Raw genomic sequence first — 23,770 nt, 5'->3', positions numbered from 1 at the left:
TCCGTTCGGGCAGTCTGTCCACTGCAGGGCGACGCTGCAAGCGATTCCCCGCCGCAGGCGTCAAGGGTTCAACCGTCTGACCGCCGTGGCTCGACAAGTTCACTCGGAAACGGCATTCATCACGGCGGCGGCGACATGCGAGACTCGGTGCATGAACGTCTTCGACCGCATCTACGCGCTGCACAAACAACTGTCCGGCGCGCATCATCCAATCCCCAAGGCCACGCTGGAACGGCGCCTGGAATGCTCGCCGGCCACGGTCAAACGCATTATCCGCGATATGCGGCTGTATCTCGATGCGCCGATCGAATACGACCGCGAATACAACGGGTACTACTATCACGGCCAAGCGGATGCGCGCTTCGAGCTGCCGGGGTTGTGGTTCGACGCTGCGGAGTTGGTGTCGCTGCTGGCCATGGATCAGTTGCTGGAAACACTCGAACCCGGGCTGTTGTCGGCCGATCTGGCGCCGGTACGGCGCCGGCTCGAGCGGATTCTGGAATCGCGGGCGATGGGCACCGGCGAATTGTCGGCGCGCACGCGCGTGCTGCGCGCGACCGCGAGACGCCCGGGGCCGGCGTTCGCCGACGTGGCTGCGGCGACCGCCATGCGGCGGCGGCTTGCGATGCGCTATCACGGGCGGGCGCGGGATGTGATCAGCGAGCGCACGGTCTCGCCGCAGCGGCTGGTCTACTATCGCGACAACTGGTATCTGGATGCCTGGTGCCACCGCTCGGATGGCCTGCGCAGTTTCTCGATCGACCGGATCCAGTCGGCGGTCATCAGTGACGCGCCGGCCGCCGACATGGACGCGGCCACGCTGGACGCCCGGCTCGGCGGGGGTTACGGCATCTTCTCGGGCGAGGCCGCCCATACCGCGGTGTTGTGTTTCAGTGCTGCCGCGGCGCGCTGGGTGGCCGACGAGCAGTGGCATCCCGATCAGGTCGGGACCTGGCGCGAAGACGGCCGCTACGAGCTGCGCGTGCCGTATGCCGCCGCCGAGGAACTGTTGCGCGATGTGCTGGCCTACGGGCCGGAGGTCGAGGTTGTCGCGCCGCCGGCCTTGCGCGAGGCCACCGCCGGGCGGCTGGCCGACGCCGCGGCCATTTACGGACTGTAAATTTTTACAGCTCAGGGTCGTATTCTGACCCACCGGCGGTTGCATGCTGTGTCTTGAGTCGAAACAGCGACATTCGCGACACAGGAGTCTCACCATGTCGAACCGTCGAGTTGCCCCCAATCGCAGCGCCCATCCGGCCTACGACGAACTGCGCGTTGCCACGCGTGAGTTGCGTCGGCAGCTGGCGCATGCCTTGTCGATCGAATACGACTGGCGTTATCATGATGGCCCGGAATGGGCAGCCCGTTACTGGCGTGCCTTCGGCGATCTGGCGGTGGATCTGGCCGAATCGGCGGCCGCGCCGCGCTACCAGCGCGTGCTCGCGCGCAGCGAGTGGCCGAGCCTGTCGCGCGCCGAGGCCGATGATGTGCGCACCATCTTCCGCGGGCTCGTGACCGTGGCGCATCCCGCGGTGGACCCCGCGGCCGCGGACGACGCGCGCGCCAGCCTCTGGCCCCGGATCCTGCGCGCCTACCGCAGCGGCGATCGCTCGGCGCTGGTGGCCGCCTGGTCGGAAACCCGGGCACTGGTACGCGGGCCGGGCCTGCCGGACGACGTGGTCGCGCTGCGCGTCGAGCACGACCGTCTGCGCGCCGCCGCCGAGGCCGCGGATCGCCGGCTCGCGGAGATGAGCCGGATTTTCCCGTTCAACGTACGCGGCAAGCTGGATGATGCCGACTGGGTCCGTCGCCAGCGTCTCGCGCTGTCCCAGGTGCAGGCCTTCACCCAGGCGCCGGCCGGCGGCAAAGCCGGGCACAAGCGGGTATCCTGAGCGCGGATGTTTTATTTTCACGGTTTCGATGGCGCGGCCTGTTCAGCACAATCCAGGGACTGTTGCCGCTTCATACGAGACCGCGCCAGCGGCCATTGGGCTGCAAGACGAGGCGCCGCGAGTGCGGTGTAGTCCCTCTACGCAAGTGAGCGGCAACGCTGGATTGCGGCCCAAGGGCCGCTGTCCCAAAGGGTTGGTGCCGCAAATCGCGCCATGCGGCGTTGCTCACCTTGATCGTGGCCCGCCACGACCGGCAGCTCGCGCCTTGCCTGGCACGATTTGCGGCACCAACGCGGGCCTCGTATGAAGCGGCAACAGTCCCTAGCACTCGATGACGCCGATGATCTGCAGGCGCGCGCCCGCGAGCTGACCGCATACTGGATCGGCCGCGCGCGCGAGATCACCGGCGCCAGCCCGCGCCGGCTGCCCGTGCCCGAAGTGCGCTTCGATCTGCGCGGCCGTGCCGCCGGCCAGGCCGTGTTCGCCCGGCGCACCCGGCGCTGCCACGTCCGGCTCAATGCCGCGCTGCTGGCCTCGCATCCGAAGGAGATGCTGGCGGAAACCGTGCCGCACGAAGTCGCGCACGTGGCGATCTATCGGCTCTACGGTCGCCGCGCCAAGCCCCACGGCGCGGAATGGAAGGCGTTGATGCAGGCTTTCGGTGTCGATGCCTCGCCGTGCCATGCACTGCCCGCACAGCCGACGCGCCAGCTCAAGCGCTATCGGTACGCCTGTGGCTGTGACGAGCCGGCCTGGCTGACGAGTATCCGGCACAAACGAGCCCGGGCGGGGACCGCTTACATCTGCCGGGTCTGTGGCGTCAGGCTGACATACGCCGAGCCCGACGCGCCCGGCTGACACGGCCGGGCGCGCCGAACGGCGCGTCAGGCGTCGCGGCCCGCCCAATCGCGTGCGAACTGCTCGGCCGTGCGGCCGCTGCGGTTGCCGCGCGCCAGCGCCCATTGCAGCGCCGCCCGCTCCCACGGCTGATCGGTGCCGACTTCGGCGTCGATGCCGTAGGCCGCCAGATGGCGGGCCGCGATGGCGAGGTAGTTGGCCTGGTCGAACGGATAGAACGACAGCCACAGCCCGAACCGCTCCGATAGCGAGATCTTTTCCTCGACTGCCTCGCTGTGATGGATTTCTCCGGTCGCGGCATTAACGGTCTGTGAGGCCTGGTTCTCGGATTGATACTCCGGCAGCAGATGCCGCCGATTGGAGGTGGCATAGATCAGCACGTTCTCGGGCGCGGCCGCCAGCGAGCCGTCGAGCACCGCCTTGAGCGCCTTGTAGCTGCCGTCGCCGGCCTCGAACGACAGATCGTCCGAGAACACGATGAAGCGCTCCTCGCGGCCGCCCAGCCGGGCAACCAGGTCGGGCAGATCGACCAGCCGATGCGCCGGTACTTCGATGATGCGCAGTCCGTCGTCGGCGAATTCGGACAACAGCGCGCGCACCATCGAGGATTTGCCGGTCCCGCGCGAGCCCCAGAGCAGGGCGTTGTTGGCCGGCCGGCCGGTCACGAACTGGCGGGTATTGGCGACCAGCCGTTCCTTCTGCCGGTCGACACCGTGCAGGCGGTCGAGCGGCATGGTGCTGGGCGCGGCAATCGCCTGCAGCCGGCCATCATCACGCCAGCGGAAGGCATGGGCCGACCAGTCGATATCGCCGCCGAGCGCGCTGCGCTCATCGGCCAGCCGCGCTTCGGCGGTATCGGCCAGCCGGGTCAGCTGGAACAGGATTTGATCGAGCGTGTCTGTATTTTGCATCCGGCCAGTCTAGCCAATGCCCGGCCGCGGATGAAGACGCGTCCGCTGCCGGGTTGAAAGACACGGCGAGGCGCCGGTCAGTGCGGGCGTCGGCGTCACCTTGTTCGGCAGCGCTCAGCCGGTCGATGGGCGCAATATCGATCGCTGTCTGATCCACTGCGCCGATGTGATGAGGATCAGGCCGAGAAGAATCAGAACGGCGGCCAGGACTTTTCCATAGCCGATCGCTTCGCCGAATATCGCGGCTGAACCGAGGAGACCGAAGATCGGCACAAGCAGCGATAGCGGGGCGACCTGCGAGAGTGCATATCGGCTAACCAGCCTGTTCCACGCCCAGTAGCCGAACACAGTCGTCACGTAGACCTGAAATGCGATCGAAAACAGCGCGAGGCCGTCAACTTGCGCGGCGAAATCTTCAAGCGGTTGATAGCCCTCGGTCAGAATGGCCAGACACACGAGCGGCACGGGCGAAAACAGGCTCGACCAGACCAGGAATGAAAACATCGGCACTGGCCGGTATTGCTTGACCAGAAGGTTGCTGACGCTCCATGACAGTGCGCCCAGGATCACCAGTAGCAAGCCGGGGACGGAAAGCCGGCCCGGGGTCAGCGCAAGCAAACAGACAAGCCCCACAGCCGCCAGCCCAATGCCGACCCAGTGGCTCGCATAGAGCCGGTCGCCGAACCAGTACGCACTCAGAAAAATGGTGAAAAAGGCACTGATTTGCAGCACGAGCGAGGCAATGCCGGCCGACACGCCAATTTGCATGGCGAGTGTCACGATGCCCCAGAGCCCGACACCGAACAGCAAGCCGTAGCCGGCGATGACGGCCATGGGTACGTTGGGTTTGCGTACAAAAAAGACGAGCGGGATCGCGGAAAGAAGAAAACGGCAGGCGGCCAGCAGGAATGGATCCAGGCGCTCCAGCCCGAGCTTGATCACCGAGAAGTTCAAACCCCAGATCGCCATGACGCATATGCCCAATAACAAGTCTCTGGTTTTCATTCGTTTTCCATTTTCAGGCCGGGCCCGCCCGCGAACGAGGCGTTGCAGGCGACGTTTTTTCAGATGAAACCGTATGCCTCCTGATGCGGTTGGAACAGGTACAGTGACCGGTCATTGGGTATGGAACAGCAATGAGCGGCTTGCCCGGGTGGGATACAGATACCAGGACCTGATCGATTGTTTGCGGCGCCAGATCGACAATGGCGCGCTGCAGACCGGGGATGTATTGCCGTCCGTTCGGGCGATGAGCCGGCGCGCCGAGGTCAGCCCGGGGACCGTGTTGCGCGCCTACCGGGCCCTGGAGGCGCAGGGTGTCATCGAAAGCCGGAACCGGTCAGGCTTTTATGTGGCGGGCCGGCGAACGCTGAGTACACCAGCGTATTTTTATCGAAATCTATCGAGCGCGCGCGATGTGGATGCCGCGAGCCTGATCCGAACGGTGCTTTCCTGCACGGCCGAGCAGGCGACGGTTCAATTCGGTTCCGCCGCCCCTGCCGCCGAGCTTCTACCGCTGTCGAAGCTGCAGCGGCTGAGTAACCGAACGGTCAGGCAGGCCATTCAAACCGCCCATCTGGTGACGGAACCCCAGGGGCATAGACCGCTCAGACAGGGGATCGCCCACCACATGACGACGGCGGCGTGTGCCGTGAATCCCGACGACATCGTCATCACCCACGGTTGTACCGAGGCGTTGATGCTGGCGCTGAGGGCTGTGACCCGACCCGGCGATACCGTTGCCATCGAATCGCCGGTGTATTACGGCATCCCGTTGATTCTGGAAAGTCTGGGCTTGAAAGTCCTGGAGTTGCCGACGTCGCCCGAGACGGGGGTCGATTTGAATACTGTGGCAGAAATCGCCTGGAAACGATCGGTACAAGCATTTGTGATCAGCGCCAACCATCACAATCCGTTGGGGTTCGTGATGGCGGATCGAGCCAAGAAGGCCCTGGTCGACATGCTTGCGGCCCGGCAAATTCCGCTGATAGAAGACGATATCTATGGTGATCTGACGCATGCCCGATCGACCCGGCCGAAGCCGCTGAAGGCATTTGATACCAATGGATCGGTGCTTTATTGCAGTTCCTTTTCCAAAACACTTTCGCCTGCGTATCGACTGGGCTGGATCGTGTCGTCGCGATACCGGGAAACAATTGTCAAACTGAAAATGGCGAGTTCGCTGGCCAACAATGGCCCGGCGCAACTGACACTCAGCGAGTTTCTGGCCACGGGCCAATTCCTCACCCACCTGCGCCTGTTGCAACATCGCGCGGGTGTTGCCGTTCAACGCACGCTGAACGCGATTAATCGCGAATGGCCGGATGACGTGCGTGTAAACCGCCCGAGTGGCGGCATATTGCTGTGGATCGCGTTGCCGGATCGCGTCGATTCACGGGATCTCCATCGTCGCGCACTGGAACTCGGCATCAGCATCGCGCCGGGAACTCTGTTTTCCGACCGATCGCGTTTTGCCGGTCATTTTCGTTTGAACTGCGCGCAACCATGGAACGCGGCCACTCACAGGGGGATCAGGCAGCTCGGCAAATTGATTGACGCGTTACGCTGAGCGGGTTTTTGTAAGCATGTCGGCGCGGCCATGCGGCGGTTGCGCGGCACATTCCGTACAGCGATGGCCGGCATCGCATCGCGGGCGACAGCGGGGTTGGCCGTGGTCGCCGCCGCCGATCATTCGCTCGCTGAATTACAGAGCAATCTTCAAAGCGCATCGTGCCTGTTGTCGATGTAGATTGATTGCCAGTACCCGAATATCGAGCCAGCCAGAGATGAGCACAGAGCACGATGAAAGCCGATGGGCGTCGGTCCTGGCCAACGATGGCCGCGCCGATGGCGCGTTTGTCTATGCGGTTAAAACGACGGGTGTTTACTGCCGGCCGAGCTGCAAATCACGGCCGCCACGGCCTGAGAATGTCGTGTTTTTCGAAAGCGTTGCCCAGGCCGAACGGGCCGGTTTTCGACCTTGCAAGCGATGCACGCCCGACCGGATCGCGCCGGCGCAACGCAAGGCCGACACGATTGCACGCGCCTGTCGATTGATCGAGGAAAGCGAGAAGACACCACAACTGACCCAGATCGCGGCGTACGTCGGCATGAGCCGGTTCCATTTTCATCGGCTGTTCAAACAGACCGTGGGGATGACGCCGCGCCAGTATGCGATCACATGTCGTGAGCAGCGCGTGCGCGCAGCACTTGCCAACGGGCAACGCGTGACCGATGCGGTATTCGACGCCGGTTACGATTCGAGCGGTCATTTCTATACGTCGGCCGCTCGCTCACTCGGCATGGCCCCCAGGTCGTATCGCGACGGTGGCGCCGATCACGTCATCCGCTTCGCTGTCGGTGAAACCGACTTCGGCGCGATCCTGGTGGCCGGGACAGAGCGCGGGATCTGTGCCATCTCGATCGGCGACGACGCCGATGCGCTCGTGCGCGAGTTGCAGGATCGATTTGCGCGCGCGGACCTGATGGGCGGCGATGCAGAGTTCGAAGCCCATGTCGCCCGTGTCGTGGGGTTCGTGGCGTTGCCCCGGGGCGGCCTCGATCTCCCGCTGGACTTGCAAGGCACCGTATTCCAGCAGCGCGTCTGGCAGGCACTGCAAACAATCCCCTGCGGCGAGACCGCGACTTACGCCGAGATTGCCGAGCGAATCGGTTCGCCCAAGGCCGCACGCGCGGTTGCTCGGGCCTGCGCTTCCAATCCGTTGGCAATCGCGATTCCGTGTCATCGTGTCGTGCGCACCGACGGACAGCTGTCGGGATACCGATGGGGCGTCGCGCGAAAGCGCGATCTGCTTGAGCGCGAAGCAAAGGACCCCAGCCCGCCGGCAGGCGCTCGCGCGCAAACGACGGCTGCGGCGCAGGCGGCTGAGAACAAGCGCAAGAATTAGACTGTGCCGGGGCGTGCCGGCCGCGAGGGCCTGTTGCCGTTTCGTCCGCGTCCGCGCCAAGCGCTGTTTTGCGGCAAGACGAGGCGTAGCGAACGTAGCGTAGTCGTTCTACGTGAGAGAGCTACAACGCTGGATTGCCGCAAAACAGCGCTTGTCCCTTCGGGTTGGGCCGCAAATCCGCCGATACGGCGTTGCGCGTCTTGATCGTGGCACGCCACGACCGGCGACGCGCGCCTTGTGTCGACGGATTTGCGGTCTCCAACGCGGCACGTGTACGAAACGGCAACAGGCCCTCGAACTATCTCGTGTCCGTATCACGCGAGGTTCTTGGCAATGAGTGCAATCAAACCACGGATGGGCGCACGGGAGTGGGCGATGCTCCTGGCGCTCGCGCTTCTCTGGGGTGGGTCGTTCTTCTTCGTGGAGATCGCGCTCGACTCGGTCTCGCCACTCACGATCGTATGCCTGCGGGTTACGCTGGCGGCCGTCGCGCTCTGGTGCGGCTCGTTGCTTGCCGGCGTCCGCATCCCGCGTGATCGGCGCACCTGGGCCGCGTTCGCCGTCATGGCCGTGCTGAACAACGTGGTGCCCTTCTCGGTTATCGCGTGGGGACAACAACAGATCGGCGCGGCACTGGCCTCCATCCTGAACGCCACCACGCCGTTTCTGACCATACTGGTCGCCGCCGTGTGCTTGCCCGACGAGCGGATCACGCCGAACAAGGTGGTCGGTGCCGTTGTGGGTTTTTTCGGCGTTGCCCTGGTTGTCCGTGGCAATAGCGCGATTCACGTCGGTCAGGACCTCATGGCACAACTGGCGATCGTCGGCGCGGCACTGTCTTATGCCTGCGCCGGCGTGTACGGGCGCCGCTTCAAACGCATGGGGGTCGACCCGATCGCGGTCGCGACAGGCCAGGTCACGATGTCCAGCCTCGTACTCCCGTTACTGATGCTTGTTTTCGGCTCGGCGCTGCCGTCGACAAGCATCGGTCCGACGGTTTGGATGGCGCTCATCGCCCTCGGCCTCTTTTCGACCGCCTTGGCCTATATCCTGTACTTCCGTCTGCTACAGAGTGCGGGTGCGACCAATCTGTTGCTGGTCACATTGTTGATTCCCGTGGTGGCCGCTGTGCTGGGCGTTGCAGTCCTCGGCGAAGCGCTCCATCCGGCCGATTATGCGGGCGTCGCGTTGATCGGGGTCGGCTTGCTAACCATTGATGGGCGTCTATTGATAACGGCTCTGCCCAGGTTGTAGCGCCGTCTGTCTTGCAGAGATAGACGCTTCGATGGCGCGCGAAACAACAATCGTCTCGGCGCCGCGTCGCGCGGTAGCGGCGGATGATTCGATCGCGGGCAAACTTTGTTGCGATCGGGGATGTCCTGGCTCGCCCGGAACGACGCCGAGCCGTTGTTTCGCGACCGGCAGCGATTGACGGTGGGTGCCGGGATGCGCGTGCACGGCCTGTTCGAGTGGCCGTCATTCGTGCCGTACGGCTTCCACCAGGCAACTGTGTGCTGCACTACCTTGGGACAACCGGGAAGCCCGCCGATCCTGAGTGACTGCGTTGGGATTGCCGGCCAGTTCGAGACTCGCAAAATCCGTCGGATCTTCCGGGGTATACCAGGCCCCTGTCGGCAATATGACGACGCCGGGCATCAGCGTTTCCGACAGAGTGGCGCCGACCAGGCAAGCGCCCCGGGCATTGAACAATTTGACCGTATCGCCTTCGCGGATTCCACGCATAATGGCATCCTCGGTACAGAACACCGCGGCCTCGCGCGCGGCGACCTTGTCACGCTGACTCGCGCCTACCGCGTCCAGTTGGCTGTGCAACCGGTTCGCGGGCTGTGGAGAAAGCAGGTGAAGTGGGTAGGTCTGTGCCAGCTCGCCGCCCAGCCATTCTTTGGGGGCAACCCAGCTTGCATGGGGCGGGCAGTCCCCATAGGCAAAGCTCGCGATCGTTTCAGAGAACAGTTCAATGCGACCCGAGGGCGTTGACAACGGGTGAGCCTCGGGCGCCTCGGCAAATTCGGCCAGAAGCGTCGTCGAGCGTGGCGCTTCCAGTTCATCGTCCAGGGTGTGGATGCCCTTTTGACGAAAAGTTCGATAGTCGGGCAACTCGGGAAATTTTTCTCGGTAGCCGGCGTATAGATAGGCCAGCCAATCTTCGGTATTGCGCTGCTCGGCAAATTTATCGGCAACGCCGAGGTGGTCAGCGATCATTGTGCAGATCTGATGGTCGTCGCGGGCATCGGCATAGGGTGCATGGGTGGCGCGATTGAATACGATCGTCCGGTTGTGGCTCGATACGGCGATGTCGTTGCGTTCGAACGGTAGCGTCGAGGGCAGCACGATATCCGCATGCTGTGCCGTCGCGGTCCAGACCGGCTCGTGAACAATGATCGTTTCAGGCCGCTGCCAGGCGTGTCGCAGACGGTTCAGGTCCTGGTGGTGATGGAACGGGTTGCCGCCGGCCCAGTAGACCAGTCGTATATCGGGCAGTGAAAGCGTTTGGCCGTTGTATTCGAGGGTGCCGCCAGGGTTGGCGAGCAAGTCGGCGATCGCGGCTACCGGAATGAAGTCGCTCACCGGATTGTGCCCCTGATCGAGTCCGGGCGCCTTGAGACGGCGCACCGGTTGACCCACCGAATTGACCGAGCCCAGCCCGAACGCAAAGCCGCCGCCCGGCCGGCCGATCTGGCCGCGCATCGCAGCCAGTGCGATCGCCATCCAGTAAGGCTGCTCACCGGCGCTTGCCCGCTGCAGGGACCAGCCGAGATTCAATAGACTGGTCGGCACGCGCAGCGCCGCGATGAAGCGCTCGATCTGCGACGGCCGCGCGCCGGTAATGCGCGCGGCCCATTCGGGCGTCTTGGCCACGTCATCGGCGTCGCCCTTGACATAGGCGGCCAGCCGATCGAAACCGGTGGTCAGTTGCCGGATTTGCCGTTGATCGATCTCGCCGTTTCGAATGAAGGCGTGGGCACAGGCCAGCAGCAGCGCGGTGTCGGTGTTTGGCCGGATCGCGAGATGTTCGGCGTTCGGGTGCTCGGGCCTATCCGCGGCGTCCGGAGAAACCACGATCAGTCGCATGCCGCGATCGAGCGCCCGGCCCAGCCACTGTTCGACTGTATGGCGCCCAACGCCACCCGGGTCACATTGCGCATTGGTCAGGCGCATACCGAAGGCCACCAGGCAATCCGTATGGTCGACAATCTGATCCCAGCTCGGGGCACAGGCGTTCGTGCCCGCGTACTCCGGCCCAAAGACATGCGGCAGGAAGGCACTGGCGGTACCGTAGCTGTAGCTGTGTCGGCTCGCGGTGAAGCCACCGGCCAGATTGAGCATGCGCTTGATCTGGCTTTGCGCGTGATGAAAGCGGCCCGCACTGGCCCAGCCGTACGAGCCGGCGAAGATCGACCGGTTGCCGTAGTTGCCTGCGATTCGGTCAATCTCATCGGCGACGAATTGCGTGGCTGTATCCCAGGCAACGGGAACGAACGTGTCGGCGCCGCGTATCGATCGTGCATTCCCTTCAAGCCAGCCGCGCCGCACCATGGGTTGGGCGACGCGACAGCGATGCCGGGCGAGCTCGAGATAACTCAGGCCGAAGCCGCTCGGCTGTGGGTCCGCTTGCCAGCCGGACAGGCGGGGGCCCTCAGGGGTTTGATCCACGCGGTAGGTCCCAAAATGGGTGGCGAAGAAATGGTCGCTCATGACGGCCTCCTACCGGTTGGGGCGCTGGCTGACAGCAGTGTCCCTGCGCGCCGCACTGGCGATACAAGTGATCGTACCAATACATCGTACCGAGGCGACGATACAAGCCCGATCTGCCGCGACCAACGCGCGTTGACTGTTCGACGAATGCCGAACTATTATTGTTCGAAGAAATTCGAACAGTTAATGCGCTATGCCCCGCATCTATCAGCATCCGTCTCCAGAGGAAGTGAGCCTGGCCCAAGTGCTTTTCGCCTTGAGCGACCCGACACGGCTGGAAATGGTGCGCATCCTGGCCAGGCGAGATGCCGTGAACAGTCTCGACCTGGCGCCTGACATGCCAAAATCGACGGTGACGCATCACACCGGGACGCTGCGAAAGGCCGGCATCACCACCACGCGCGCAGAGGGCCGCAACTGCTGGATCAGCCTGCGACGTGAGTTGTTGGACGCAAAGTTTCCGGGGCTCCTGGATACGGTGTTGAAACAGGAGTCGGGGGCATGATTTATCTGTTGTGGCCGGTGGTGCTCGGCGGTTTCGCGCTTGGGCTGGATGCCTATGTGCTCGCCGGCCTTTTGCCGCACATCGCCCGGGACTTGCAAACGACGCAGGCGATGGCCGGGCAAGGGCCTGTTGCCGTTTCGTACGCGTCCGCGCCAAGCGCTGTTTTGCGGCAAGACGAGGCGTAGCGAACGTAGCGTAGTCGTTCTATGTGAGAGAGCTACAACGCTGTATTGCCGCAAAACAGCGCTTGTCCCTTCGGGTTGGGCCGCAAATCGCGCCCGGCGGCGTTGCAAGCCTGGGTCGTGGCACGCCACGACGCGGCGGCTCGCGCCTTGCCGGACACGATTTGCGGTCTCCAACGCGGCACGTGTACGAAACGGCAACAGGCCCTAGGCGTCGCCCTGTTTACCGGCGCTTACGCGATCAGCGCGCCTGCCCTGGCGCCGGTTTCCGCACGATATACCACGCGAATGGCCTTGTTGGCGGGTATGGGTGTGTTCACGCTCGGCAACATAATCACGGCGCTTGCGCCCACATTGGGTGTCTTTTTGACCGCCCGCTTGATTGCCGGTGTCGGGGCCGGCATGTACTCGCCGCTGGCGACATCCAGTGCCGCCAACATGGTGAGCCCGTCACAGCGCGGTCGCGCCTTGTCCCTGGTGCTGGCCGGTTTGAGCGTTGGCACGGCCCTCGGTGTGCCGTTCGGCCTCCTGATCGAGGCGTATTTCGGCTGGCGGTCGACGATAGCGCTCATTGTCTTTCTGGGGCTTCTTTCGGCATTCGGCCTCATGATGCGGGCCGGTGCATACCCGGAATCGGAACCCATGGCTTGGCGAGAGCGACTTGGTGCGCTGAAGGATGTGTTTACCCTATCCACCCTGGGTGTGACGCTATGGACCGGCATCGCGTCACTGGGACTCTATACCTATATCGCTGAGATATTGTCTTCCCGGGCCATGGGGGCTGTGACCGATACTTTCATATGGTTGTGGGGTATCGGCGGCATGCTGGGCGCATTGTTGATTGGCCGGTTTATCGATCGATACGTGACGCCAATAAAAGCGACGTCAATACTGATCTCGCTATTGGGCGTTGGTTTTGTGCTGGTTGGATATGCGCCGATCGCCCTGGCGGGTGCGGGGTGCTTTATCTGGGGCCTGTGTGGCTGGGCCAGCATGGCGCCGCAACAGCACGCTCTGGTCACGCATGCACCCCGGCATGCTGCGGCATCCGTCGCCTGGAATTCGTCGGCTAATTATCTCGGCAGTGGTATCGGGGCCGCGCTCGGTTCGGCGGCGTTGGGCGCGCATCTAGCCGCAGCCTGGTTGCCCGTCGGGGCGCTCATGGCGGCCTCCATCGCGTTATTGATTCACTTGATCAAGGCCCGAAAGGCGCATGTAACCGAAAGCCCGTATGGGTCGGGTTGCTCTGAGCTGTAAAAGCAGCTGACGGGCAGGAATCCGGCCACCCGTTCAATCATGGGCATCGAGTGGATGCCGTGGTTGCGGCGTCACGGGCTGAGGCCGCCGGATGTGGCAAAGACTGACAGTGCGCGCCGGGCGCGTTGGTGATCAATGCCGCGTGGCGCCCCGGAAGGCGGCGGCCAGTTCCTCGATGGCAGCGCGTTGCCGCGCATGCTTGATATTCGAGTGGCGCATGATGGGCAACGAGGGCAGTTCCAGAAGCCCGAGTTGGCGACTGATATCGATTGCGCCAAGCGGCAACGTGCGCGGCGCCAGCGTAGCGGGCGGCTGTGAATGGCGAGGCCCCGCTCCTGGTGCGGCGAGGCCAGGAAAAGCCCCGGTCGATCGATCGGGGCTTGATGGCGTTGCGCTGTTCTAACGGCGATCAGGCGAGTTTGCGGTGCTTGGCCTTGGCCGAACCTTCGGAGGCGCTGCCGAGTCGACGCTTGCGATCGGCTTCGTAGTCCTGATAGTTGCCTTCCAGGAACACCACATCGTCCTCCTCGAACGCCAGGATGTGGGTGGCGATGCGGTCCAGGAACCAGCGGTCATGGGAGATGACCAGCACCGCGCCCGGGAATTCCAGCAGCGCTTCTTCCAGCGCGCGCAGGGTCTCCACGTCCAGATCGTTGGTTGGCTCGTCGAGCAGCAGGGTGTTGCCGCCTTTCTGCAGCAGCTTGGCCAGCTGCAGCCGGTTGCGCTCGCCGCCCGAGAGCTCCGACACGCGTTTCTGCTGATCGGAGCCCTTGAAGTTGAAGCGGCCGATGTAGGCCCGGGACGGGATCTCGTAGTTGCCGATGGTCAGGATGTCCTGTTCGTTGGAGACTTCCTGCCACACGGTCTTGTCCGAGTTCAGCTCCTCGCGCGACTGGGTGACATAGGCCAGATCGACCGTGTCGCCGACGCGGATCTCGCCGGAATCCGGTTCCCCTTCGCCGTTGAGCATGCGGAACAGGGTGGTCTTGCCGGCGCCGTTGGGGCCGACGATGCCCACGATCGCGCCCTGGGGCACCTTGAGCGAGACGTTTTCATACAGAGTGCGATCGCCGTACGACTTGGTGACGTCGTTCATCTCGAACACGAGATCGCCCAGGCGCGGGCCCGGCGGGATGTAGATTTCGTTGGTCTCGCTGCGCTTCTGGTATTCGCGCGATTGCAGTTCCTCGAACTGGCGCAGGCGCGCCTTGGACTTGGACTGGCGACCCTTGGCGTTGCTGCGCACCCATGCCAGTTCGGACTTGATCGCCTTCTGGTGCGCGTCCTCGGATTTTTGTTCCTGCTCGAGCCGTTTTTCCTTCTGTTCCAGCCAGGACGAATAGTTGCCCTGCCAGGGAATACCGTGGCCGCGGTCGAGTTCGAGGATCCAGCCGGCGACGTTGTCCAGGAAGTAGCGATCATGGGTGACCGCTACGACGGTGCCGTCGAAATCCTTCAAAAAGCGTTCCAGCCAGGCCACCGACTCGGCGTCCAGATGGTTGGTGGGCTCGTCGAGCAGCAGCATGTCGGGCTTGGACAGCAGCAGGCGGCACAGCGCCACGCGCCGGCGCTCGCCGCCGGAGAGATTGTCGACGTGCGCATCCCAGGGCGGCAGGTTCAGGGCTTCGCCGGCGCGATCCAGCGTGTTGTTGATCTCCCAGCCGTCGGCGGCGTCGATCGCTTCCTGCAGCTCGGCCTGTTCGGCCAGCAGGGCTTCGAAGTCGGCATCCGGGTCCGCGAAGGCTTCGCTGATTTCGTTGAAGCGCTTGAGTTTTCCTGCGATGTCGCCGAGCCCTTCCATGACGTTGCCGCGCACGTCCTTGGTCGAATCCAGCTCCGGTTCCTGCGGCAGATAGCCGATATGGATGCCGGGCATGGGGCGGGCTTCGCCTTCATATTCCTTGTCGACCCCGGCCATGATGCGCAGCAGCGTCGACTTGCCGGCGCCGTTGTAACCCAGCACGCCGATCTTGGCGCCGGGGAAGAACGACAGCGAAATGTCGCGCAGGATGTGCTTTTTCGGCGGGACGACCTTGCCCACGCCGTTCATGGTGTAGATGTACTGGGCCATAGGAAGCGCGTGCACTCGATAGAAGTAGACCCCCAAGTGTAGCCAAGTTTGCAGCTCGATACACGGGGCGGCGCACGCGCGCGGGCGCGATGCTAAGAATATAACCAAACGATATCGAAAAGCCCCTTCAAAATAACCGAATAGATCTTACAATCGCCGGCAATCCATTCGAGACCGAGTGATCGGCTCGCTCTTCTCCAAGTGAGGTTTTGTCTTATGGACATCGATACCGCCCAAGCCAACGCCGAACTCGCCGGTCGGCACCCGCAGGAGATCGTGAACTGGGCCGCCGCGCTCGACGGTCGCACGATCGTGACCACCAACTTTGGCCCCTACGAGGCCGTGATCCTGCACATGGCCGTGCGCGCTCAGCCGGACATGGATGTCGTGTGGATCGATTCCGGCTACGCCACGCGCAAGACTTATCTGTTCGCCGAGAAGCTGATCGCCGATCTCGGCCTGAACATCCACGTATTCAATCCGCTGATGTCGGCGGCGCGGCGCGATGCCATCATGGGTATTCCCGATGTGGATGACCCGCAGCACGAGGAATTCACCCGTCAGGTGAAGCTCGAGCCGTTCGGCCGCGCCATGCGCGAAATGAGCCCGGATGTCTGGTTGACCGCAGTGCGTCGTGACCAGACCGCGTTCCGCCAGGGCATGGAGACCGTGTCGCAGGACAAGCCCGGCGGCGTGGTCAAGGTCGCCCCGGTGCTGGAATGGACCGAGATCGATATGGAACGCTACCTGATCGAGCACGGTCTGCCGAACGAAAACAATTATTACGATCCGACCAAGGTGCTGGGCAACCGCGAATGCGGTCTGCATAACCGTTTCTCGGCCTGATCCGGCCCAGTCTCGCACGCCTAGAGCGCATGGACCCCATGCGCTCTTTTTTGTCCGGCGCGCGCACATTGAGCTATCGGCGCCTGGGGCGTGGCGTACTGGACTCGCTATATCCGTGGTTTCGGGGCGCCGCAGGACTTCTTTCTCCTTTCCTTTAATGCATTTGTCCGCAGAGCAACACAGATTCACGCAGATGGCGGTTAATTGTTGGACGTGCTAGTCCGATCGTGCCGCGAATCGCCTTTGACTCTTCGTTCCCAAGGAGCCTTCGAGTTCGGCGTTCCGGTCGACTCCGTCTCCGGTTAGCGCTTCGAGCCCGCTACGCCGCGAGAGCAGAGCCGCATCTGCGTTGATCTGCGGACAGTTTTCTTCGCTTAGCGAAGTCCGAAAAGCACAACGGCGCCGCTCATCCGTCAGGTCGAAATGCCAGTCCGCCATTGGCGTACTCCGCGTTCATTGGCGGACTGGGTTGGCGACCGACCTGGTTTCGGGCGCCGCGTGACCTGTCTCTTCGTTCCGTAAGGCATTTATCCGCAGATCGACGCCGATTCACGCAGATGGCGGTTGGTCGTTGGAGGCCTTGGTTCGATCGTGGCGCGAATGACCGCCTGCCCGTTGTTCTGCGCCGGGTTTGTTGACTTGGCGTCTGTTCGCGCCTCGAATCCGCCATGCCACGAAAGCAGAACCGCATCTGCGTCGATCTGCGTGAATCTGCGGATCGTTTTCTTCAAGGAACCGCGTCCGGGGCCTGGCAGCCAGGATGCGGCCCTCGGCGCCTTGCCGGACGAGGCTTTCAAGCGCTAAAACCGCTATCAGAAAGCGGGTGACGTGATGCTGATATCCGGCGGCGTGTTCTTGTCGTCGCCCTGATCCGCGCCGCTGGCCGAGGGTTGCTCGTCCAGGGCCGCCGGTTTGTGCTGACGCTTTTTGTCGCTGGTCATCCACTTCAGGATGTCGTAGTAGGCGCGAATGTCGCTGACGTAGGCGACGGCCTGCTTGCCCTGGGCATAACCGTAGCGGGTGTGCTGGAGATAGCGCTTTTCCGACAGCCAGCTCAGTGCATCGCGCAGATTCACCCAGACGTTCGGATTGCGCCCGGCCCGCTTGAGCAGGCGCCGGGCGTCGAGCACATGCCCGAGCCCGAGGTTATAGGCGGCCAGCGCAAACCAGGTGCGATCCGGCGGCTTTACGGCCTTGGGCAGGCGTTTGCGCAATTGCAGCAGATAACGGGTGCCGCCGTCGATCGATTGCTGCGGGTTACTGCGGTTGTCGACGTTCATGCGCTGCGCGGTATCCCGGGTCAGCATCATGATGCCGCGAACGTGGGTCGGGCTGGCGGCCTTCGCATTCCAGCGCGATTCCTGATAGCCGATGGCCGCCAGCAGCCGCCAGTCCACGCCGTATTTCCGGCCGGCTTTCTTGAAATAGTGCTTCCAGCGCGGCAGCCGTTTTTTGACCTGCCGCGCGAACTCGGCGCCGCCGACGAATCCCAGGCGCGCGGCATGACCGAAGTAGCGGTTGTGCAGGATTTTGATTCGGCCCTTGGATCGCGCCTGTTCGAGATAGGCGATCGCCTTGTTGTAGAGCCCGTCCTGCCGGTGGCCAAGCGCGGTGCCGGCGAACGCCCAGGCCATCTGCTGGCGCACGCCTTTCAATGTGAACCCGACGCGTAACTTCGGATAATAGCGCTGGTTCATGGCGACCAGGTCGGCGTTGGCCACGGTGGCATCGATATCGCCGTGGGCGATCCGGGCCATGAGTTCCTCGGTGTTCGCGGTTCGGTCGACGGTAAATTGCAGGTCGGGATGGCGCCGGCGCAGCCAGGCCGCCAGCGCGGTGTTATCCGGCAGCACGAGCCGGCCCGACAGGTCTGCGAGCTTGGTGGGCTTGCTCGCGTGCTGGCGATAGACCGCGTCCAGCGGGGTGCTGAGATAGGGCGGGGTGAAGCGCACGCGGGTATCGCGCCCGGGGCTGATCGCCAGCCCCGCACCGATCTGTGCCCGACCGCTGTTCACCGCCTGGATGATGGCGGCGCGATCCGGCACGATAATCATACGGAGTTTTACGCCCAGCGATTGGGCGAAGCCGCGCGCCAGATCGTATTCGAAACCCTTGGGGCCGTGCGGGCCGAGATAATAAGTGCGGGCTGAATTGATCGTCGCCACGCGCAACACGCCGCTGCGCTGGACCTGGGTCAGGGCATCGGGACGATGGACGCAGGTGGTCATCAACGCGCCGGCCCCGATCAGTACGATCAGCGCGAACAGCGGGCCGAAGCGGCGTCCTGGAAATAGTGTCGAGGCCCTGCGCCGCGAACCGGCGCCCGGCCCGCGGATTGTATCGGGCACGTTTATGTAAGAATTATCGAATCAAGTGTTGGGAAAGCGATCCGGATCGTTTAACATACGCGACTTCGCAGCCGGGGTCAGTCGCGATCTGCAGCTGCGGACAAGCAACGGAGAGGTACCGAAGCGGTCATAACGGCACCGACTCGAAATCGGTTGGGGGCTAACCGCCCCACGTGGGTTCGAATCCCACCCTCTCCGCCATTTCTCCACCCGATCATCGATCGATTCGCCCCATGGCCAACGCCGATTCAAATCGCCGGTTGTATCGCGTGGCGTTCTACAATCAGGGCGAAGTCTACGAAGTCTATGCGCGCTCGGTCTCCCAGGGCGGCCTGTTCGGTTTCGTAGAAATCGAGGAACTGGACTTCGGCGAGCGCACCACGCTCGTGATCGATCCGGCCGAGGAGAAGCTCGCCGACGAGTTCGCCGAGGTCAAGCGCAGTTACATCCCCATGCACGCGATCATCCGCATCGACGAGGTCGAGCGGCGCGGCACGGCGAAGATCACGCCGGCCGATGGCGAATCCAAGGTGCGTCCGTTTCCGGTCTACACCCGACAGGGGCCCGGCTCGGGGGGCCACGGCTCCGGCAGCCACTCCTGAGCATGACGGCCATGCGCTTCGCCCTGTTGGGCAGCGGCAGCAAGGGCAACGCGCTGGTGGTCGAGCAGGGCGCTACGCGGCTTCTGGTCGATTGCGGTTTTTCCGCCCGCGAGATCGAGAAACGCCTGGCGCGGCTGGCCCTCGTGCCCGCCGATATCGATGCCCTCGTGATCACCCATGAACACGACGACCACTGGAAGGGCGTATCGCGCTTCTCGCGCGCGCATGACCTGCCAGTCTGGCTCACGCCGGGCACACACGCGGCGACGCTCGGCAGCGAACTCGCGGCCACCGAGCTGTATTCCCCGCACGAACCCTTCGCCATCGGCGATCTCGAATTATTCCCGTATCCGGTGCCGCATGACGCGCGCGAACCCGCGCAGCTTGTCATCGGCAACGGCGCGCAGCGACTGGGCGTGTTGTCGGACATCGGCCATGTGACGCCGCATGTCCGGGCCATGGTCGATGCCTGCGACGCACTCATCATCGAATCCAATCACGACCCCGACATGCTGGCGGGCGGGCCGTATCCGGCAAGCCTCAAGGCCCGTGTGGCCGGCCGGCTCGGCCACCTTAGCAACGCCGACGCCGCCGCACTGGTAGCGGATATTGATACCAGTGCGCTGCAGCATGTCGTGGTCGCGCATCTGTCCGAATCCAACAATCGCCCGGAACTGGCGCAGGCCGCGCTGGCACAAGCGCTGGCCTGCACGCCGGATTGGGTGCATGTTGCCAACCAAAACGAGGGTCTGTCGTGGCGAAGTCTGGTGAATCGATAACGACGGTCGAAATCTATGCCGGCGAGACTGCGCTGGCCGATTTCGAGCGTGAGCGTCTGGTCGCCGGCCTGGCCCGAGCCGGGCTTGCGGTCGACAGGATGGCCGTGCAGGCGATCTATATCGCTGCGTTTTCCGCCGAGCCCGACGATGCCACGCAAGAGCGCTTGCATCGTCTGCTGGCGGTCGACGGCGATGCGCCGCGGGCGCAGGGCGTGGTTGTGGTGCCGCGTCTGGGTACGGTCTCGCCCTGGTCGACCAAGGCCCAGGACATCGCCCGCAACAGCGGCGTGAAGACGCTGGTCCGGCTCGAGCGCGCGCTGGTCTATCGTTTCGGCGACCACGCGCCGGGCGCGGCGGCACTGGCCGCTTCAGCGGTGCTGCACGATCCGATGACCGAATCGATCGTCGACGACTGGGCCCTGCTGAACACGTTGTTCACCGTGCCGGAGCGGCGCCGGCTGCGGCGCGTTCCCCTAGCCCGCAAGGGTATGGAAGCCCTGCGCACGGCCAACCGCGACTGGGGGCTGGCGCTGGCCGACGAGGAGCTCGAATATCTCGCCGAGCAATACGCGGCGCTCGACCGTGATCCCACCGATGTCGAGCTCATGATGTTCGGCCAGATCAACTCCGAGCACTGCCGGCACAAGATATTCAACGCCGAATTCACCCTCGATGGCGAGCCGCGGGCGGCCTCGCTGTTCGACATGATCCGCAGTTCGTACCGGGCCGCGCCCGAGGGCGTGTTGTCGGCCTATCGCGACAATGCCGCGGTGGTCGCCGGCCCGCCCGCGAGCCGGATGACGGTGGATCGCGATCGCGTCTATCGTCTGGTCGACGAAGATGTGCATCTGCTGATGAAAGTGGAAACGCACAACCACCCGACCGCGATCGCCCCGGCGCCGGGCGCGGCTACCGGCGCCGGTGGCGAGATCCGCGACGAGGCGGCCACCGGCCGCGGCGGCAAGCCCAAGGCCGGGTTGGCGGGCTTCTCGGTCGCCGATCTGCGCATCCCCGGCGCGCTGCAGCCCTGGGAAACCGATGGCGATGCGCCGGCGCATCTGGCCAGCGCGCTGGATATCATGCTCGAAGGCCCGATCGGGGCAGCGCGCTACAACAACGAGTTCGGCCGGCCGGCGCTGGGCGGCTATTTTCGTACCTTCCAGTATGAATCGGCGGCCACGGGCCTGCGCGGTTTCGCCAAGCCGATCATGATCGCCGGCGGCATGGGCAATGTGCGCCCGGGCCACGTCGAAAAGCACGAAGTGCCGGTCGAGGCCTGCCTGATCGTGCTGGGCGGCCCGGCCATGCTGATCGGGCTGGGTGGGGGCGCGGCCTCGTCGATGGCCAGCGGCTCGGCGTCCGCCGAGCTCGATTTCGCCTCGGTCCAGCGTGCCAACCCGGAAATGCAGCGGCGCGCCCAGGAAGTGATCGAGGGCTGCATTGCCCTGGGCGAGAACAACCCCATCGCCTCGATTCATGACGTGGGGGCGGGCGGTTTGTCCAACGCGTTGCCCGAGATCATCGATGCCGATGATCGGGGCGGATCGATCCGCCTGCGGGACATTCAGTCGGCCGATCCGAGCCTGTCGCCGATGGAAATCTGGTGCAACGAGTCGCAGGAACGCTATGTCGTGGCGATTCCGGCGGATGCGCTGAATGTGTTCGAGGCCCTCGCCGGACGCGAGCGTTGCCCCTATGCCGTGGTGGGCCGGGCGACCGCCGAGCCGAACCTGGTGGTCGAGGACGGCGAAGCCGCCACGGCCGAGACTGCACGCCCGGTCGACATGCCGATGGACGTGCTCCTGGGCCGGACGCCGCGCATGCAGCGCGAGGCCGTGCATGCAACGATCGAGCTGCCGGCCTGGGATCGCGACGGCATTGATATCGCCGACGCCTTCGAGCGCGTGCTCAGGCTGCCGACGGTGGCCAGCAAGTCGTTTCTGATCACCATCGGCGATCGCAGCGTCGGCGGCATGACCGCGCGCGATCAGATGGTGGGGCCGTGGCAGGTGCCGGTGGCCGACGTGGCGGTAACCACGACCGCCTTCACCGGCGATACCGGGGAGGCGATGGCCATGGGCGAGCGCAGCCCGGTCGCGCTGATCGATGCGGCGGCGTCCGGCCGTATCGCGGTCGGCGAGGCCATCACCAATCTGGCGGCGGCGCGCATCGACCGGCTGACCGACGTGCGGCTGTCCGCGAACTGGATGGCCGCCTGCGGCGATCCCGCGGAGGATGCACGGCTGTACGACACCGTGCGTGCCGTGGGCGAACAACTCTGCAGTACGCTCGGATTGGCGATCCCGGTCGGCAAGGACTCGTTGTCGATGCGGGCGAGCTGGGCGGGCGCGGCCGGCTCGCGCACGATGAGTGCGCCGGTGTCGCTGGTGGTTTCGGCGTTTGCGCCGACGGTATCGGCGCGCGCTACGCTGACACCGCAGCTGGTGGCACCGGAGGCGACCGAAAGCCGCCTGATTCTGGCGGATCTGGGCGCCGGCCGTAATCGTCTGGGCGGATCGGCCTTGGCCCAGGTCTACGGCGCGCTGGGCAACCGGGCGCCGGATCTCGATGCGCCGGCCACGCTGGGCGGTTTCTTCGCGGCGGTGCAGACCCTGGCCGCGGACGGCCGGATTCTGGCCTATCACGATCGCAGCGACGGCGGCCTGGCCACGTGCCTGGCCGAGATGTGCTTTGCCGCGCGGCTGGGCGTGGATGTGACGCTGGATGAACTCGACGGCGATCCGTTGGCGGCGTTGTTCGCCGAGGAACTGGGCGCGGTGATCCAGGTCGCGGCGGCCGATGTCGAGACCGCGCTCGCAACGCTGCGCGATGCCGGCGTGGCGGCCACCGATATCGGTGGCGTCAACACGACCGATCGCATAGTGGCGCGCCACGGCGGGGCCGAGGTGTTGTCGGTCGCACGCGTGGCGGCCCAGCGTATTTGGGCCGCGACCAGTCACGCCATGGCTGCGCTGCGCGACGATCCGGCCTGCGCCGATGCCGAGTACGAGGCGCTGCTGGATGCCAGCGACCCCGGCCTGCCGGCCGAACCCGCCTTCGATCCGGCGGTGGATGTGGCCGCGCCGTACGTCAACACCGAGCGGCCGAAGATCGCGATCCTGCGCGAGCAGGGCGTCAATGGTCATAACGAGATGGCGTTCGCCTTCACGCGCGCCGGTTTCGATGCCATCGACGTGCACATGTCGGAAGTTGTCTCCGGCAAGGTCCGGCTGACCGACATGCAGGGCGTAGCGGCCTGTGGCGGATTCTCCTACGGCGACGTGCTGGGCGCGGGCCAGGGCTGGGCCAAGTCGATCCTGTTCAATCGCAACGCGCGCAAGGCGTTCGCCGATTTCTTCGCGCGCGACGACACATTCGCGCTGGGCGTATGCAATGGCTGCCAGATGTTGTCCGCCCTGTCGGAGCTCATTCCGGGCACCGAGGGCTGGCCGCAATTCGTGGCCAATGCCTCGCGCCAGTTCGAAGCCCGTACCAGCGCGGTGGAAATCCTGGAATCGAACGCGGTACTGCTGGACGGCATGGCCGGCTCGCGGATGCCGATCGCGGTCGCGCACGGCGAGGGTTATGCCCGTTTCGCCCGGGCCGCGGATCTCGAGCGTCTGGGCGCGGCCGGGCAGATCGGCATGCGCTATACCGCGAACGCCGGCGGTGCGGCCGAATCCTATCCGGCCAACCCGAACGGTTCGCCGCAGGGGGTGACCGGCCTGTCCAATGCCGACGGGCGCGTATTCATCTGCATGCCGCACCCGGAACGCGTCACGCGTACGGTCAATCTATCCTGGGCACCGGATTCCTGGGGCGAGGCCAGCCCCTGGGCGCGGCTGTTCGCCAACGCGCGGCGATTCGTCGGCTGACCCTGGTCGCGGGCGGCGT

General features: G+C 64.5%; 20 protein-coding genes and 1 tRNA gene. 14 read left to right on the top strand and 7 right to left on the bottom strand.

The window, feature by feature from the left end:
• The first annotated feature begins 151 nt into the window (after positions 1-151).
• The 3 genes from SALB1_RS18620 (at position 152) to SALB1_RS00990 (ending at position 2,750) form a co-directional block, all read left to right on the top strand.
• Positions 152-1,120 (top strand): YafY family protein, encoded by a 969-nt coding sequence (locus tag SALB1_RS18620; protein WP_145961207.1) that lies wholly within the window; start codon positions 152-154, stop codon positions 1,118-1,120.
• A gap of 94 nt (positions 1,121-1,214) precedes the next feature.
• Positions 1,215-1,892, top strand: coding sequence for a hypothetical protein (locus SALB1_RS00995; protein ID WP_109992161.1), 678 nt, complete (start codon positions 1,215-1,217; stop codon positions 1,890-1,892).
• Positions 1,893-2,195: 303 nt separating this feature from the next.
• Positions 2,196-2,750, top strand: a complete 555-nt coding sequence (locus SALB1_RS00990; protein ID WP_109992160.1) for a SprT-like domain-containing protein — start codon at positions 2,196-2,198, stop codon at positions 2,748-2,750.
• A gap of 26 nt (positions 2,751-2,776) precedes the next feature.
• On the opposite strand, the gene SALB1_RS00985 is transcribed toward SALB1_RS00990, so the two are convergent.
• Entirely contained in the window at positions 2,777-3,661 is an 885-nt protein-coding gene (locus SALB1_RS00985; protein ID WP_109992159.1) for an ATP-binding protein, read from the bottom strand.
• Positions 3,662-3,775: 114 nt separating this feature from the next.
• Positions 3,776-4,666, bottom strand: a complete 891-nt coding sequence (locus SALB1_RS00980; protein ID WP_109992158.1) for an EamA family transporter — start codon at positions 4,664-4,666, stop codon at positions 3,776-3,778.
• A 103-nt stretch (positions 4,667-4,769) separates the two neighbouring features.
• Here SALB1_RS00980 and SALB1_RS00975 point away from each other — a divergent pair, with 103 nt between their 5' ends.
• The 3 genes from SALB1_RS00975 (at position 4,770) to SALB1_RS00965 (ending at position 8,823) form a co-directional block, all read left to right on the top strand.
• The gene (locus SALB1_RS00975) at positions 4,770-6,230 is read left to right on the top strand and encodes a PLP-dependent aminotransferase family protein (protein WP_158590564.1); all 1,461 of its coding nucleotides are present in this window, start codon (positions 4,770-4,772) and stop codon (positions 6,228-6,230) included.
• Between the two features lie 217 nt (positions 6,231-6,447).
• Complete coding sequence (gene ada, locus SALB1_RS00970) at positions 6,448-7,569, top strand: bifunctional DNA-binding transcriptional regulator/O6-methylguanine-DNA methyltransferase Ada (protein WP_109992156.1); 1,122 nt, start codon at positions 6,448-6,450, stop codon at positions 7,567-7,569.
• Between the two features lie 270 nt (positions 7,570-7,839).
• Positions 7,840-8,823 (top strand): DMT family transporter, encoded by a 984-nt coding sequence (locus tag SALB1_RS00965; protein ID WP_199678632.1) that lies wholly within the window; start codon positions 7,840-7,842, stop codon positions 8,821-8,823.
• Between the two features lie 222 nt (positions 8,824-9,045).
• Here SALB1_RS00965 and SALB1_RS00960 read toward each other — a convergent pair whose 3' ends face one another.
• Positions 9,046-11,286, bottom strand: a complete 2,241-nt coding sequence (locus SALB1_RS00960) for a molybdopterin-dependent oxidoreductase (RefSeq protein ID WP_109992154.1) — start codon at positions 11,284-11,286, stop codon at positions 9,046-9,048.
• 193 nt (positions 11,287-11,479) lie between these two features.
• Here SALB1_RS00960 and SALB1_RS00955 point away from each other — a divergent pair, with 193 nt between their 5' ends.
• From SALB1_RS00955 to SALB1_RS00945, 3 genes are all read left to right on the top strand, one after another.
• Positions 11,480-11,791, top strand: a complete 312-nt coding sequence (locus SALB1_RS00955; protein WP_109992153.1) for a helix-turn-helix transcriptional regulator — start codon at positions 11,480-11,482, stop codon at positions 11,789-11,791.
• Positions 11,788-11,976, top strand: a complete 189-nt coding sequence (locus tag SALB1_RS00950; RefSeq protein WP_109992152.1) for a hypothetical protein — start codon at positions 11,788-11,790, stop codon at positions 11,974-11,976. The genes SALB1_RS00955 and SALB1_RS00950 overlap by 4 nt, the downstream gene beginning before the upstream one ends.
• A 117-nt stretch (positions 11,977-12,093) precedes the next feature.
• Entirely contained in the window at positions 12,094-13,230 is a 1,137-nt protein-coding gene (locus tag SALB1_RS00945) for an MFS transporter (RefSeq protein WP_158590563.1), read from the top strand.
• 132 nt (positions 13,231-13,362) lie between these two features.
• On the opposite strand, the gene SALB1_RS18925 is transcribed toward SALB1_RS00945, so the two are convergent.
• Positions 13,363-13,515: a hypothetical protein gene (locus tag SALB1_RS18925; protein WP_158590562.1), complete on the bottom strand. Its 153-nt coding sequence runs from the start codon at positions 13,513-13,515 to the stop codon at positions 13,363-13,365.
• Positions 13,516-13,639: 124 nt separating this feature from the next.
• Complete coding sequence (ettA, locus tag SALB1_RS00940) at positions 13,640-15,301, bottom strand: energy-dependent translational throttle protein EttA (protein WP_109992150.1); 1,662 nt, start codon at positions 15,299-15,301, stop codon at positions 13,640-13,642.
• A gap of 216 nt (positions 15,302-15,517) precedes the next feature.
• Here ettA and SALB1_RS00935 point away from each other — a divergent pair, with 216 nt between their 5' ends.
• Entirely contained in the window at positions 15,518-16,147 is a 630-nt protein-coding gene (locus SALB1_RS00935; protein ID WP_109992149.1) for a phosphoadenosine phosphosulfate reductase family protein, read from the top strand.
• Between the two features lie 527 nt (positions 16,148-16,674).
• On the opposite strand, the gene SALB1_RS18615 is transcribed toward SALB1_RS00935, so the two are convergent.
• Positions 16,675-16,878, bottom strand: a complete 204-nt coding sequence (locus SALB1_RS18615; RefSeq protein WP_145961206.1) for a hypothetical protein — start codon at positions 16,876-16,878, stop codon at positions 16,675-16,677.
• Between the two features lie 81 nt (positions 16,879-16,959).
• Positions 16,960-18,495 carry a membrane-bound lytic murein transglycosylase MltF gene (gene mltF / locus SALB1_RS00930; protein ID WP_109992148.1) on the bottom strand — a complete coding sequence of 512 codons (1,536 nt, stop codon included), beginning with the start codon at positions 18,493-18,495 and terminating at the stop codon, positions 16,960-16,962.
• A gap of 109 nt (positions 18,496-18,604) precedes the next feature.
• On the opposite strand from mltF, the gene SALB1_RS00925 reads away from it, so the two are divergent.
• The 4 genes from SALB1_RS00925 to purL all read left to right on the top strand — a co-directional run bounded on the left by SALB1_RS00925 (position 18,605) and on the right by purL (position 23,751).
• Positions 18,605-18,696: transfer RNA gene (locus SALB1_RS00925), tRNA-Ser, on the top strand.
• Positions 18,697-18,728: 32 nt separating this feature from the next.
• Positions 18,729-19,097, top strand: coding sequence for a DUF1820 family protein (locus SALB1_RS00920; protein ID WP_109992147.1), 369 nt, complete (start codon positions 18,729-18,731; stop codon positions 19,095-19,097).
• Positions 19,098-19,099: 2 nt separating this feature from the next.
• Entirely contained in the window at positions 19,100-19,876 is a 777-nt protein-coding gene (locus SALB1_RS00915) for an MBL fold metallo-hydrolase (protein WP_199678630.1), read from the top strand.
• A complete protein-coding gene (gene purL / locus SALB1_RS00910) occupies positions 19,852-23,751 on the top strand; it encodes a phosphoribosylformylglycinamidine synthase (RefSeq protein WP_109992146.1) in 3,900 nt (1,299 codons plus the stop codon). Before SALB1_RS00915 ends, purL begins: the two co-directional genes overlap by 25 nt.
• Positions 23,752-23,770: the final 19 nt, after the last annotated feature.

Source organism: Salinisphaera sp. LB1, assembly GCF_003177035.1.
Lineage (GTDB): Bacteria > Pseudomonadota > Gammaproteobacteria > Nevskiales > Salinisphaeraceae > Salinisphaera.
This window is presented reverse-complemented; position numbering and strand designations above follow the sequence as displayed.

What these genes read in the sequence shown, in the direction of transcription:
- SALB1_RS18620 (WP_145961207.1), top strand. Translation starts at nt 152, where the DNA reads ATGAACGTCTTCGACCGCATCTACGCGCTGCACAAACAACTGTCCGGC.
- SALB1_RS00960 (WP_109992154.1), bottom strand. Translation starts at nt 11,286, where the DNA reads ATGAGCGACCATTTCTTCGCCACCCATTTTGGGACCTACCGCGTGGAT.
- SALB1_RS00995 (WP_109992161.1), top strand. Translation starts at nt 1,215, where the DNA reads ATGTCGAACCGTCGAGTTGCCCCCAATCGCAGCGCCCATCCGGCCTAC.
- ettA (WP_109992150.1), bottom strand. Translation starts at nt 15,301, where the DNA reads ATGGCCCAGTACATCTACACCATGAACGGCGTGGGCAAGGTCGTCCCG.
- SALB1_RS00920 (WP_109992147.1), top strand. Translation starts at nt 18,729, where the DNA reads ATGGCCAACGCCGATTCAAATCGCCGGTTGTATCGCGTGGCGTTCTAC.
- SALB1_RS00985 (WP_109992159.1), bottom strand. Translation starts at nt 3,661, where the DNA reads ATGCAAAATACAGACACGCTCGATCAAATCCTGTTCCAGCTGACCCGG.
- SALB1_RS00980 (WP_109992158.1), bottom strand. Translation starts at nt 4,666, where the DNA reads ATGAAAACCAGAGACTTGTTATTGGGCATATGCGTCATGGCGATCTGG.
- SALB1_RS00950 (WP_109992152.1), top strand. Translation starts at nt 11,788, where the DNA reads ATGATTTATCTGTTGTGGCCGGTGGTGCTCGGCGGTTTCGCGCTTGGG.
- ada (WP_109992156.1), top strand. Translation starts at nt 6,448, where the DNA reads ATGAGCACAGAGCACGATGAAAGCCGATGGGCGTCGGTCCTGGCCAAC.
- SALB1_RS00935 (WP_109992149.1), top strand. Translation starts at nt 15,518, where the DNA reads ATGGACATCGATACCGCCCAAGCCAACGCCGAACTCGCCGGTCGGCAC.
- SALB1_RS00990 (WP_109992160.1), top strand. Translation starts at nt 2,196, where the DNA reads ATGAAGCGGCAACAGTCCCTAGCACTCGATGACGCCGATGATCTGCAG.
- SALB1_RS00955 (WP_109992153.1), top strand. Translation starts at nt 11,480, where the DNA reads ATGCCCCGCATCTATCAGCATCCGTCTCCAGAGGAAGTGAGCCTGGCC.
- SALB1_RS00915 (WP_199678630.1), top strand. Translation starts at nt 19,100, where the DNA reads ATGACGGCCATGCGCTTCGCCCTGTTGGGCAGCGGCAGCAAGGGCAAC.